We start from the raw sequence: 13,685 nt of genomic DNA, 5'->3' as shown, positions 1-13,685 counted from the left end.
ATAAATAGGACTGTCTCAAAAGTCAGGAATAGAGATGGGCTCATTGCTTCGGGGTTATCACAAAAGGTCAAAAGCAGACCTTTTGTGATAACTCCTTATTTTTGTCAAAGAAAAGGGGATAAGTCGATTGACTTATCCCCTTTTCTTTTTCGTTTAGCGTTGGTTTTGATTTTGGCTCAACATATCTTTGATGGGCTCCATGTTCATGTTGTTCCCACCATTATTTCTGTTTCTCATCATCGTATATGCAGCCGCTCCAACTCCTAAGCCTACAACTGACATCATTAAACCATTTCCATTCTTTTTACGTTTACGACCAAACATTTGCATTTTGCTTCCCCCTTCAAAATTGTTTGAATCTGTGTATCAAACATTAGTTATGGTCAGTTTTTTCGTGCATTGTTATGCGCTGAGTTCCTTGCCAACTTATGCTAGAAACCGAATATTATTAGTTTTAAATTGCATAAATTTACCACCGAAAAAAACCTATTTTTCAAACAAATATGATGAACAATAAAAATAAAAAGGAAGGGAGCAAAAAATATGAAGAGAACATTTATCTTTGTCGCTTTTATGAGCGCTTTTCTACTATTTATTGGCGGTTGTCAAGATGATCAAAATGCAATGGAAGGAATGGGGGTTGGAGAGGGGCAAATTTCAAGTGATTTTACAACGGCTTCAAGTGAACAATACCCTCACACAAGACCAATCCAAGTCCAACATGCAAAATATGACTTTGAAGTACAACACTCTGTTCAATTATCTAGAGAAGAAATTGCAAGGCTTTTACCGGGAGATGTGATGCAACATTTGCCTGAAGGTGCTAATCAATTAACACCGGAAGACATTGCTCGGTTATTACCAGATGGAGCAACAAGACTTTCTCCTGAAGACATAGCTGAACGTTTACGAAGAGGGGGGGCACCAGGGCAAGGCGGTGGACCAGCTCCTGAGCCAGAAGTTGTTCAACCAGAGCAACAACAACCTGAAGCAGGTCAACCAGAAGCTCCTGCAGAGCAACAGCCTGAAGCACCAGCAGCAGATCAACAAGAAGAGACACCTCAAGCAGAAACAACTGAGGGAATTAGTGAGATTGAGCAAAGGGTTATTGAACTAACAAATGTGGAAAGAAGAAACAATGGGTTGCCAGATTTGCAGGCAGACGCACCACTTAGCAATGTTGCGAGAGTAAAGTCGAATGATATGCAAGAAAATAACTATTTTTCACATACGAGTCCAACATATGGATCTCCTTTTGATATGATCAGGGACCACGATATTTCTTATCAAGCTGCAGCAGAAAATATTGCCCAAGGTCAACGTTCAGCAGAAGAAGTCGTACAAGCATGGATGAATAGTGAAGGACACCGAGCAAATATTTTAAATGGTTCCTATACACATATTGGTGTAGGATATCAGGAGAATGGACATTACTGGACGCAAATGTTCATAACTCGTTAAAAAGAATTAAACAGGCTCAAGGTAAGGAGCAAAGAAAGGTATAATCAACCTTTATCAATGTTCCTCAATTATGAGCCTGTTTTCTTTTATTTCTATAATTTAGCATCCAGTATCATCTCTAATAAACGTAACCGATCTCGATCATTCACATGATTAAACGTGCGATTTAAAAAATGATCCGAATCTACTCGATGCACAAAAACAAGGTTTTCTTTTGGAACAATGTCAATTGATTGGCCGTAACGTCCTATTGCTGAGTACAAACCTAAATCCTGAAATCGACCATTGTGCGCCACCCACCACATATAGCCATATCCATATTCTTTAGAAGCTGGTACAGCTGTATGCTTAGATGTACTTGTTTTGACCCAATCTTTTGGAATCAACTGTTGTCCAGCCCATTGGCCATTTTGAAGATACAATTGCCCGAATCTAGCCATATCTCTTGCTGACATACGGAATAAGTAAGATGGGTGGATCGTACGATTAAGCTCATACTTATAGAAAGAATCTTCCGGTGTATAGTCTTCCATACCAAGAGGTAGGGCAATTCTTTCATGAAATTCGCTAAAAAGGTCTGTATTCGTTTTTTCATTAAAGATCGTTCCTAATACATTGAAATCCCAGTTATTATAATGAAAGTACGTTCCAGGTATATGGGCTTCACGTTCTGGACGATTCCATCTCATCATTAAAGACTCCTCGCCAGCCCTTAAAAAAATGCCAGAGCGGGAGGTGAGAAGATCTTCGACTCTTGCATTTTGTTCTAAAACGGATAAAGGTTCATGATCCGAAACAGCTAGCTCCTCTAACGTATCATCTAGATTAATCAACCCATTTGCAACATGAATGCCGTAGAGGGCACTTAAAAAGCTTTTCCTTACCGAATGAACATTGCTTTTTTTTGTGACATCTCCCCATTCAACAAGAACCTTTCCATCATAAATGACCATGGCAGCTGTAGAGCCAAGTGTATCATAGAAATCTTTTGCTTCATTTAATTTCTTTTTGGACCAACCTGCTTCTTCTGGATTGGTGTGGTATTCCCAAGTTGAATCCCCTTGAGTGATTGATTGTTTGCAGTTAATAAGGCTGAAAGCTAAAATATTAACCATTCCTGCCAGCAGCAGGAGTTTCTTTTTTCGTCCGATCATAATCATGCACCCTAACTAAAGTATGTTTGTTGTTATGTCTCAGAATTTGAATGTTGATTATTGCTGGCAAAAACAGCTTCTGATCTAACTTTTTTTACTTTTGTCGGTATATCAACCTTTCCAACAATATACTTTCCAAAGTGATATCGATTTAAATAATAAATCGTCATAATTGAGAATAATGTACTTGCTACAAATAGAATGAGAATCGTAAATATCCCAAAATTTACTGACAACAACGTGAAGAAAACAATTAGTATAGAAATATAACTTGTATGCAGCAAATAGATCCCATATGAATACTTATTGACCATCATAAATAAAGAAGGAATTCTTTTCATTTTCATTGCGAAATATACGACAAATGCAATGACACTTAACGTATGGAATAAAATATCAATCCTTTTTGAACTATGGATCGTAATCAACCCGCTATGATAAAAATAGAGGAGGGCAATCCCAGTAACAAAAGGAGCAGCTATGACAATGGCTTTGTATTTTTGAATATATCGGATGAATGTTTCATAGTTTTGCCCGACGTAATAAGCAATTGAAAAATAAAAAATCCAGCCAGGGAAGGGGATCCAATAAAATCGATCCCACACATAGTCACTAAAAACAAAGTCAATAGGATTTGTAAAATTAAAAATAAATAAATACGCTCCATTAATCAAAAGCGAATAAAAAATGACTTTGCTTGGATGAGCGTGATCTAACCATTTTTTGCACAAAACAAACAATAAATAAAATTGGAAAATGATTAGAACAAAATAGGCATGGAAATCTCCGATGAAAATGTTCAAAAGTACTTTCAGCGTGTATTGCTCTAACGATAGTAGGGCATAAGGGGCCGCGTATAGACAAGCCATAAAGACATAAGGGATTAGAATAAATTTTAATCGCTTAGTAAGAAAGCCCTTTGGTATACTAGTTTTCTCCTTATAACTATATCCTAATATGAAAGCGGTAATAAAAATAAAAGTAGGCGTTCCGTAATACAAGAAAACATTAATGGAATCGAGAATCATTTCACTGTATTCAGGCAGGTTTAATAAAAAACCAACATATTCCATTCCCCAAGCAATCGAATGAAGCAGCACAATGCTTAAACAAGCAATACTACGCAAGAAAGAAATTTCATTTATATGTTTTTTTCTCATAACGAATCAACATCTTTCTATCTATTTTTCTTCTTTCGAGTGCTTCATAAGTTAAAATTTGACTAGTTTAAAAGCTAAAGAGAAAGTTATTACGTACTTAAGGATTACTCATGCCCCAAGTAATCTATACCCTTTATTACAAAATTGTAAACTGTAGATTTCTAATTTAGCTAAACCATGTTTCGTACAATGGTAAAAGGAAGGCGAATAGATGTCAATCGTTATCCATTTTGTTTGAAGAACTACCAATTATTAATAAGTGATTTAATCGTATTTTTTCATAAGATTCATAGCGTTCATGCTAGAAAAACAAACAAACATTCGCTAAAATAAAAAAGTAAACTAGATTTAGTGATGTTGACGACAGACGTATTTATATAGAAGAAGGACTGTAGCTTATTTTTTAATATAGGAATTTGAGGTGTGTAATGTTTAAAAAAAGCTTACAACATATATTAAATGATTTTCGTACGAATGATGATTGGAAAGAACGAATTGTTCATTGGCATGAAATGGAAGAAGTTGAAGCGAAATCGATTGATTTTCCTAGTAGCTTAGACATAAAAATCCAACAGGCACTTAGAAAACGGGGGATTGGCTCTCTTTATTCGCATCAGGCCGAGGCTTTTCAATACACTAGGAAAAAGGAAAATGTTGTTGCTGTTACACCAACAGCATCTGGAAAGACGCTATGTTATAACTTACCTGTGCTGCAAGAAATTATCGAGAATGAGGAAAGTCGAGCTCTTTACTTGTTTCCGACAAAGGCGCTAGCACAAGATCAGAAAAGCGAACTCAATGAAATCATAGATGAAATGGGCATTGACTTGAAATGTTTTACCTATGATGGAGATACGGCGCCAAATATCCGCCAGGCAGTTAGGAAAGCTGGCCATGTCGTGATTACAAACCCAGATATGCTGCATTCGGCCATCCTGCCACATCACACGAAGTGGGTCGCTTTCTTTGAAAACTTAAAGTACATCGTGATTGATGAGCTTCATACGTATCGAGGTGTGTTTGGTAGCCATGTTGCTAACGTCATCCGCAGGCTGAAACGAATCGCAAATTATTATGGAAGCAATCCCATCTTTATTTGTACATCAGCGACCATTGCGAATCCGAAAGAACTAGCCGAAGAATTGACGGGAAGTCCGATGCGGTTAGTTGATCAAAACGGTGCTCCAAGAGGGAAAAAGCATTTTCTTTTTTACAATCCACCAATAGTGAATCAAGCGCTAAATATCCGCAAAAGTGCAACAGTTGAAGTCAATGACCTTGCTAAACGATTCCTAGCAAATAACATTCAAACAATCGTATTTGCTAGGAGTAGGGTACGTGTTGAGATTATTTTAAGCCACTTGCAAGCATTAACAAAAAAGCATATTGGACCTGATACGATACGCGGATATCGTGGCGGGTATTTACCGAAGCAACGACGGGAAATTGAACGTGGGCTAAGACAGGGTGAGATCGTTGGTGTCGTCAGTACAAATGCACTTGAATTAGGGGTTGATATTGGTCAACTACAAGTTTGTATTATGACAGGATACCCTGGTTCAGTTGCAAGTGCATGGCAGCAAGCAGGAAGGGCTGGGCGCAGACAAAATGAGTCCGTGATCATTATGGTTGCTAGCTCAACGCCAATGGACCAATATATAGTCCAGCACCCTGAATATTTTTTTGATAAAAGCCCGGAATCAGCTCGGATCAACCCAGATAATCTCGTTATTCTCGTTGATCATCTAAAATGTGCCGCTTATGAACTCCCCTTTAAAAGGGGTGAATCGTTTGATGGTGTGGAAATTAAGGATATCCTTGAATTTCTAACTGAAGAAAATGTCCTGCATGAACGAGCAGATAAATGGTATTGGATGAACGATGCGTTTCCTGCTCATGGCATTAGCTTACGTTCTGCTTCTCAGGAAAACGTTGTAATTATCGATCAAAGTGATGCGTCTAAGCCTTCTGTCATTGGTGAAATGGATCGTTTTAGTGCAATGACATTGTTGCATGATGAAGCCATCTATTTACATCAAGGAACGCAGTACCAAGTAGAATATTTAGATTGGGATGAGAAAAAGGCTTTTGTCCGTGAGGTAGACGTAGAATATTTTACTGATGCCAACTTAGCTGTTCAATTAAAAGTATTAGAAGAGGATTTAATTCAAACAGAAAAAGAGGTTACAGTGAGCTACGGGGATGTCATGGTAAATGCGAAAGCAACGATTTTTAAGAAGATTCGTCTATCAACCTTTGAAAATATTGGTTCAGGGCCCATTCATTTACCAGAGGAAGAACTTCATACAAATGCAATGTGGATCAGCTTTTCTTCTACTATAACCACCCAATTTGGAGAAGGCCCTTTTGACCAAGCATTAACAGGGTTAGCACAATTGATCCAACAAGTCGCTCCTGTTTTTGTCATGTGTGATCGTCACGACCTCCATGTTGTTCCTCAAATGAAAGCAGAACACTCTGAAATGCCAACGATCTTCCTCTATGATCGTTACCCAGGTGGAATTGGGTTAGCGAAAGAGGTGTATCAAAATTTGCCGACGATTTTAGGACAAGTTGATCATCTTATTACAAATTGTCGATGTGAACAAGGCTGCCCTGCTTGTGTTGGTGCAGGTGAAGGCAATATAAAGGCTTTAGTAAAACGATTTATACGACTACTAAGAGCGAAGTAGGGGAGGGGGGTAGGCATGAAAAATAAGCTGCAGCGAATGAAACAGCACATGGGAATCGAAAAGAAAAAAGAAGAAGAATCCATACAACAGCTACCTACAAGTAATACGGAGGAAAAGAAGCTCGTTCCTTTTGAGAATGATTGGTGTCTTTTTCAAACCACTCCGTCTTGGTTTGAGGATCAATATACGATGATAAGGGAACAACATTATCCATTAGACCACCAACATGGGAAATATGACTTTTCCATGACGAAAGAAATAGTGAATAGGTGGCAGGAACATATTTATTCGCATCCTTTGTCAGCGAAAGATCGTGAGGTTGAAGAATTAATTTTTTTTGATACAGAAACAACAGGTCTGAGCAGCGGTGTTGGGAATACAATATTTATGCTAGGGTATGCCAAATTTAAAGAAGGGTATGTTGGAATAAAGCAATATTTTTTACCTGGTCCAGAATCAGAAGTAGCTCTTTATCAAAATTTTTTATCAGATGTAGGAACTTTAGGGAGTCTTGTAACATACAACGGGAAAGCATTCGATTGGCCACAAGTGAAGACTCGTCACACGTTCGTTCGTGATCAAGTACCAAAACTTCCGAAATTTGGCCATTTTGATTTGCTTCACGCATCCAGACGAATGTGGAAAGATCTTCTTCCATCTTGTAAATTAGCTGTTGTTGAAAAGGAAATATTGGGATTTGAAAGGGTAGAAGATACGCCTAGTTACATGGCACCTATGCTGTATTTTGATTTTTTGCAAGATCCGAATCCTGAATATGTGAAAGGAATCTTCCAACACCATGAGTGGGATGTCCTATCTTTAATGACGCTATATAGCCATTTATCATCGATGATCCTTAAGTGGGATTCATTTTCTTTGAATTGTAAAGAAAAATATGAAGTAGCAAGATGGTACGAGGCAATTGGGGAGAAAGAAATTGCTTTGGCTCAATACGAATTATTAAAGGGAGTAGGATCAAGTGCAGCTGAAGCGAGCATGTTTGCTTACGCTACGTGCTTAAAGAAAGATAAGAGCTGGCAAAGTGCATTAGACAGCTTTTCTTTGCTTGTTGGGACAAAAAGGTATACGTACTTAGCAGCGATTGAATGTTCTAAAATAAATGAACATCAAATAAAAGATTATGAAAAAGCGATTTATTATTCAAAATTAGCTCTTGCAGATGAAGAATATTTAGTAAATCAACCGAAAGAGAAGCGAGAAAAAATGCTCAATGATCTTCATGTAAGAATCAAAAGATTAGAGAAAAAAATCAGTAAGTAACATGTATCGCTCATTTCCTGGGGAAGCGCGCTGTTAGTGGTTTTTTTACAAGTTTCAACATAGGTCATAGGTATTTTTGTAAGTTTATGTAATGCAAAAAAAGGAATTGTCAAGACGTTCAGAAACGATTACAATATGTTTCGGTAATTCTTTTCAGGAAATGAGTGAGCAAAATGTATCGTGCTATTTTAGTATTATTTTTTGTAATGATTGGTTTAACTTTGTTTATTATGAGTGAAATTCGTGACTCGGCTCTCTTTTTCTTATAGACTGAGACCCAAACCATTGAGTTTAAAGGGATTAGGCGGTTAATTAGGTCAAACAACTAGTACAACAAATACTTTTGTGACATAGGTTAATATTGACTCAAATAAAAAAGGAGGAATTAACTTATGTTTTGCAAACCTAGACCTAAAGTTTGTAAGCTTCCAACAACAACTCAGGTGATGCCTGCACAAGTAGCACCGACTCAACAACAAGTTGTCGATAAGACGTGTGAGTATATCGTGCCACATGTATATCCATCACACACTCACTATAATACAAATCACGTTTATAAACATGTTGCGAGCTTCCCGCATACAACATCTCAGAGTCAACAAATCTTTCACCAGCAATTCGCGCGGCCAACCGCTCCAGGCTTCGGCCCAGGATTTGGCCCGCAAGCAGGCCCAGGATTTGGTCCTCAAGCAGGCCCAGGATTTGGCTTCGGCAGACGTTATTAATGGCGAAAAAAAGAGCGAACTGATATCAGTTCGCTCTTCCTATCAGAAAGAGGCGATAAAATGAAAACCATTGCCGTTTCAGGATATAAAGGACATGAACTAGGAATTTTTGATCAAAAACATAAAGGAATTTATTACATAAAAAAAGCGCTAGAACATCGCTTGCGTTCATTAGTTGAAGAAGGGTTAGAGTGGGTCATTATTAGCGGTCAGCTAGGAGTTGAATTATGGGCTGCTGAAGTCGTTTTTACATTGAAAGAAGAATACCCACAATTGCAATTGGCTGTTTTAACGCCATTTCTAAATCAAGAAGAGCGTTGGCAAGATGCTACAAAATCATATTACCAAGACATCATTAGTCAGGCCGATTTTGTTGATAGCATAACGAAAAGACCGTATGACAATCCAGTTCAATTAAGGCAAAAAAACGAATTTATTATCGCAAAAGCAGAAGGCTTGCTATTGCTTTATGATGAAGACAAGCCCGGTTCTCCAACATACTATTTAGAAATAGCTAAAAAACGACAAGCGAGCGAGTCCTTTCCTGTATTATTTATTACCCCGACAGATCTAGGCTTATTAGTGCAAGAAGAACAATTCGACAATTTTAGTACAGAGTGGGAATCGTAATTTAAATTGACAAGAAGGCAAACTTTTGGAAAAATAGAGAGTAAAGCTGTTCATACACGTGGGTAGAGGTGAGGGAAATGAACCAACAAAACATTCGCTTTACGGCGAAAGAAATACTTGAAAAAGATTTTAAAACAAGCATGAGAGGCTATAATCCGGATGAAGTCGATAAGTTTTTAGACGCTATTATACAAGATTACGAACTGTTTCAACGAAAAGTTGAGCTTCTAGAGCAAGAGAATGCACATCTTAAGCGTGAAGTGAAGAAATTATCTGATAGATCGCAGCGTCAAGCACCAACGCAAACAGTTGGCAGCACAAACTATGATATTCTTCAACGATTATCTAATTTAGAGAAGAAAGTATTTGGTAGTAAATTGTACGAGTAGGAGATTCATCAATGATCGACGTTTATATTGATGGTGCAAGTGCGGGAGACCCTGGTCCTTCTGGAGCGGGTGTATTCATTAACTACAAAAACGGTCAGGTTGAAAATCATTCTGTTCCACTTGGACAAATGTCCAATCACGAGGCGGAATATGAGGCTCTCATTATTGCGCTAGATTTATGCATCGAACGTGGAATCAAGATTGTCTCGTTTCGGACTGATTCGAAGTTAATTGATGATGCACTTGAAAAACGCTACGTAAAAAACAAACGATTTCAACCGTATTTAGAGAAGGCGATCTCTCGAATTGACCAATTCGAATTGTTTTTTATGAAATGGGTGCCAAGCAACCAAAATAAACATGCCGATTCTTTGGCAAGGCAGGCTATTCGAAAAAATTGAAATAATTTCCTGTTGAAACTATTCTTTTTTTAAGGTATACTTATTTTTGTCGCTTAAGACAACGTTAAACATTCAGGTAATCGCTGCACGCTTGTCGTGTAGAGGAAAGTCCATGCTCGCACGGACTGCGATGTCCGTAGTGATCGTGCCTAGCCAATCAATAAGCTAGGGTAGTCTGGTTTTGACTGGACTAACGGCAAGGTAAGCACCTACGTCATTTTGATATGGTGTGATGCCTTTGAAAGTGCCACAGTGACGGAGTCCATTTGGAAACGAATGGAGTGGAACGAGGTAAACCCCACGAGCGAGAAACCCAAAATATGGTAGGGGCATCTTCTTAAACGGGAATTGAACTGTTGAGAAGGACAAGGGAGAGATCCCTTGTAGATAGATGATTGCCACCGGAGTACGAGGTTCATCACCGTTTGTAGTACAAAGGTACAGAACATGGCTTATCGAATGTTTAATGGATGATTTTCTTACAGAAAACCCCTTTTAGGGGCTTTTTTTATTTTGCGATGTTTGTCATCACAAGTTTGAAATCGTATAATAGAAGCAATATCTTTGGTAAGGAGTACATAATGGAAAAAGTGACGTTAATTGCAACGGCAACGATGGGGCTTGAAGCTCTTGTTGCTCGTGAAGTAAAAGAATTAGGGTATGATGATGTACAAGTTGAAAATGGAAAAGTAACGTTTACAGCAGATATTTCAGCAATTCCTAAAGCGAATTTATGGCTAAGAACAGCAGATCGTGTCAAATTAAAAGTAGGAGAATTTAAGGCTTATACATTTGATGAATTGTTTGAAAAAACAAAAGCTCTTCCATGGGCTGATTTAATTCCTGTTCACGCGGAATTCCCGGTTATCGGTAAGTCGGTTAAGTCAAAGTTGTTCAGTGTTTCTGATTGCCAAGCCATTGTTAAAAAAGCAGTTGTTGAGAGTATGAAGAAGCGTTATAAACGCGGCTGGTTTGATGAAGATGGACCATTTTATCGAATAGAAGTCGCTTTGCATAAAGACGTCGCGACATTAACGATTGATACAAGTGGGACAGGCCTTCATAAAAGAGGCTATCGCTACTTACACAATGAAGCCCCACTGAAGGAAACATTGGCGGCAGCGATGATTATGTTAACGCCATGGAAGCCTGACCGTCCTTTTGCAGATCCTTTCACTGGCTCAGGAACGATTCCAATTGAGGCAGCAATGATTGGTCAAAACATTGCACCTGGCTTTAATCGTGACTTTGTATCGGAAGACTGGCACTGGATTGGAAAAGATCGTTGGAATGAAGCTCGACAAGAGGTAGAAGATGTTGCGAACTACGATCAGCCTCTAGACATTTTAGGAACGGATATCGACCATAGAAGTGTGGAACTTGCAACGAACAATGCGATGGAAGCTGGATTTGGTGATATGATTACGTTTAAGCAAATGCAGGTGAAAGATTTTAGACATCGCGGAGAGTATGGGATTTTAATTGGGAATCCTCCATACGGTGAACGGTTAGGGGAACGTCCAGAAGTAGAAGAAATGTATCGAGATATGGGGAAGACGTTTAATCAATTTCTAGATACATGGTCGATTTATATGCTGACATCTCATGAAGGGTTTGAAGAGCTTTATGGGAAAAAAGCGACAAAAAAGCGGAAACTTTATAATGGGAATTTAAAGGTTGATTATTACCAATTTTTTGGACCGCGTCCGCCGAGAAAAGAAGCAGACTGATAGTAGAGGTTAACTCACATTTTGAGTTAACCTCTTTTTTGAGGTGTATTCATTAATTATGGTTCTTGTGCTTGCGTAATAATGAAAGTGCATTTTGCTAAAATAGAGAAGAAAAAGCTTAAATCCTAATTTATTCACTAACATTGACATAAATAGAGTCCATTCCCATTTTATCTTTCATACATAATATATAGGAAGAAAGAGAGGTGTGAAAAGCTTGAAAAAAGATTACTTGCGCTGGTCAAAAACTCCTTACGCCGGGGAATCGACACCACCAACTAACCCGGTGACTCCTTTAGCTGGCTCATGGTCTCTATTTTATTTTAAACGTAACAAAAAAGGAAAGATTGTTGATCCTAATGGAAAAAAGCTGAAATTACCTATAACACACCCTAAGTTAATTGATTTCGACCAAGAGTTAACGGTCGTTCAGAATACACTTGAGAATCTTACTTCTGAGCAAAAGAACATCGGGATATACTATGGAACAGGCGTCCCTACGAAGCAATGGACACCGGTTATTGACCGCTTAATTGATACGTATGGATTAAGTCCTACGTATGCAGTACGGTTGTTAGCAGTCATACAGGCTGCTATAAATGACACAATGATTATCGTATGGGAATTGAAATATCGTTGGGATGTAGCAAGGCCCAATCAATATGATCAGTCGATGAAAACTGTGTTATGTACACCACGCTTTCCTGCATACCCATCAGGTCACGCAACTATGTCTGGTTGTACAGAGGTGTTACTAAGTTATTTATTCCCAAAAGAGACGGAAAAACTGAAAAAAATTGCAGAAGACAATGCAGTAAGCAGGTTATATACTGGCGTGCACTTTCCTTCAGATAATGATGAAGGACTCCGGTTAGGAAGATATATTGGTAGACTTATTGTTAATCATTTGATAACGCAACAAGATGGTGAATTAAGACCAATCGATCAACCATACACTGACTTTTTAGATGCAAATATTTTTCCAGACAACTTCCGACAATTCATCCCTTATGATTTCCCTACCACCTGTACTTCTCTTGTACAAGGCGATGTGAAATTTATCAATAATGTTAGTAAAGTATCAAAACCGTTGTTATATCTAAATCGCTTGATTGAGTACCAAATCAAGGAACCATGGAAAAAAACATAAATGCAACACTACAGATTGAGTCATCATCCAAAAGATAATGGCTCTTTTTTGGGACTACTAAAATTAGTCTGACGAGTCGTTATTAGATGAAGAGGAGAAGCAATAAAAGGCAATGGCTACAACTTTTGTATCCTTTGTTTTTTCTATAGAACAGCCGATTACCCGGACGTAAATTTATTTTGATGAACAAGGATATAAAGATCATAAAGGATGTAAAAATAAAAAAGCTGTATAATGGATCGGTTCATGGAAGAATAATAAGGAAAATTGTGAGGAGAAATATATAAATTCCATGAATCAAAATTACATCAAAAAGACAAATGAACTTTATAATCTAGTGGCTCAAGCACAATCTGAAATGATACAAGAATGGATTAACAATGTAGTTTTTACTGGACCTTGGTGGTTAGGTGTAAGTTTAAGCATCATACCTTGGGTAATTTGGGCATATTTTCACAAGAAAGAAAGTAGAAATCGAATGCTTTTTGCTGGCTTTGGTATTATTATGGTTTCTTCTTTTTTAGACTTTTTAGGTGTGCAATTAGGTTTATGGGTTTATTACTATGAGATGATCCCGTGGATTCCTGCGTATGAACCTTGGGATGGGACTCTGTTACCTGTTTTTATTTTAATGTTGATCGAATATAAACCGAATGCTTCACCGTATCTAAAAGGGCTCATTTTTTCAGTTGTTTCAGCTTTTTTAGCTGAGCCATTTTTTGAATATGTAGGATTATATAAAGAGATTCATTGGAGCAATTTTTACTCATTTCCTATTTATTTTCTGATTTTTTTATTCGGTTATTGGTTAAGTAGAAGAAATCATTTTCAAATTTATTGGTCTGTTAAATGATTGTATTAGTTATCATACTACTTTTGAGTCAACACCTTTAAAAGGGGTGTTGGCTCTT

General features: G+C 37.8%; 13 protein-coding genes and 1 other RNA gene. 11 read left to right on the top strand and 3 right to left on the bottom strand.

The window, feature by feature from the left end; all coding sequences use genetic code 11:
- Positions 1-153: 153 nt before the first annotated feature.
- Positions 154-330 (bottom strand): hypothetical protein, encoded by a 177-nt coding sequence (locus AC1FXP_RS02045; protein ID WP_480058329.1) that lies wholly within the window; start codon positions 328-330, stop codon positions 154-156.
- Positions 331-543: 213 nt separating this feature from the next.
- On the opposite strand from AC1FXP_RS02045, the gene AC1FXP_RS02040 reads away from it, so the two are divergent.
- Positions 544-1,461: a CAP domain-containing protein gene (locus tag AC1FXP_RS02040; RefSeq protein ID WP_480058327.1), complete on the top strand. Its 918-nt coding sequence runs from the start codon at positions 544-546 to the stop codon at positions 1,459-1,461.
- 92 nt (positions 1,462-1,553) lie between these two features.
- On the opposite strand, the gene AC1FXP_RS02035 is transcribed toward AC1FXP_RS02040, so the two are convergent.
- Together AC1FXP_RS02035 and AC1FXP_RS02030 are read right to left on the bottom strand one after the other, a co-directional pair.
- Positions 1,554-2,615: a serine hydrolase domain-containing protein gene (locus tag AC1FXP_RS02035; RefSeq protein ID WP_480058325.1), complete on the bottom strand. Its 1,062-nt coding sequence runs from the start codon at positions 2,613-2,615 to the stop codon at positions 1,554-1,556.
- A gap of 32 nt (positions 2,616-2,647) precedes the next feature.
- Positions 2,648-3,775, bottom strand: a complete 1,128-nt coding sequence (locus AC1FXP_RS02030) for an acyltransferase family protein (protein WP_480058323.1) — start codon at positions 3,773-3,775, stop codon at positions 2,648-2,650.
- Positions 3,776-4,203: 428 nt separating this feature from the next.
- Here AC1FXP_RS02030 and AC1FXP_RS02025 point away from each other — a divergent pair, with 428 nt between their 5' ends.
- From AC1FXP_RS02025 to AC1FXP_RS01980, 10 genes are all read left to right on the top strand, one after another.
- Positions 4,204-6,468: a DEAD/DEAH box helicase gene (locus tag AC1FXP_RS02025; RefSeq protein WP_480058321.1), complete on the top strand. Its 2,265-nt coding sequence runs from the start codon at positions 4,204-4,206 to the stop codon at positions 6,466-6,468.
- A gap of 15 nt (positions 6,469-6,483) precedes the next feature.
- The gene (locus AC1FXP_RS02020) at positions 6,484-7,749 is read left to right on the top strand and encodes a ribonuclease H-like domain-containing protein (protein ID WP_480058319.1); all 1,266 of its coding nucleotides are present in this window, start codon (positions 6,484-6,486) and stop codon (positions 7,747-7,749) included.
- A gap of 392 nt (positions 7,750-8,141) precedes the next feature.
- The gene (locus tag AC1FXP_RS02015; RefSeq protein ID WP_480058317.1) at positions 8,142-8,474 is read left to right on the top strand and encodes a spore coat protein; all 333 of its coding nucleotides are present in this window, start codon (positions 8,142-8,144) and stop codon (positions 8,472-8,474) included.
- 60 nt (positions 8,475-8,534) lie between these two features.
- Positions 8,535-9,104, top strand: coding sequence for an SLOG family protein (locus AC1FXP_RS02010; RefSeq protein WP_480058315.1), 570 nt, complete (start codon positions 8,535-8,537; stop codon positions 9,102-9,104).
- Positions 9,105-9,181: 77 nt separating this feature from the next.
- Complete coding sequence (gene gpsB / locus AC1FXP_RS02005) at positions 9,182-9,493, top strand: cell division regulator GpsB (protein WP_480058313.1); 312 nt, start codon at positions 9,182-9,184, stop codon at positions 9,491-9,493.
- An 11-nt stretch (positions 9,494-9,504) separates the two neighbouring features.
- Positions 9,505-9,894, top strand: a complete 390-nt coding sequence (locus tag AC1FXP_RS02000; RefSeq protein ID WP_480058311.1) for a reverse transcriptase-like protein — start codon at positions 9,505-9,507, stop codon at positions 9,892-9,894.
- A gap of 68 nt (positions 9,895-9,962) precedes the next feature.
- Positions 9,963-10,354, top strand: an RNA gene (gene rnpB, locus AC1FXP_RS01995) — RNase P RNA component class B.
- Between the two features lie 121 nt (positions 10,355-10,475).
- Positions 10,476-11,624 (top strand): THUMP domain-containing class I SAM-dependent RNA methyltransferase, encoded by a 1,149-nt coding sequence (locus AC1FXP_RS01990; RefSeq protein WP_480058309.1) that lies wholly within the window; start codon positions 10,476-10,478, stop codon positions 11,622-11,624.
- Between the two features lie 217 nt (positions 11,625-11,841).
- Positions 11,842-12,774, top strand: coding sequence for a vanadium-dependent haloperoxidase (locus tag AC1FXP_RS01985; protein ID WP_480058307.1), 933 nt, complete (start codon positions 11,842-11,844; stop codon positions 12,772-12,774).
- Between the two features lie 292 nt (positions 12,775-13,066).
- Positions 13,067-13,627, top strand: a complete 561-nt coding sequence (locus tag AC1FXP_RS01980) for a CBO0543 family protein (protein WP_480058305.1) — start codon at positions 13,067-13,069, stop codon at positions 13,625-13,627.
- Positions 13,628-13,685: the final 58 nt, after the last annotated feature.

Source organism: Halalkalibacter sp. HAAS-P013 (assembly GCF_056619925.1).
This window is presented reverse-complemented; position numbering and strand designations above follow the sequence as displayed.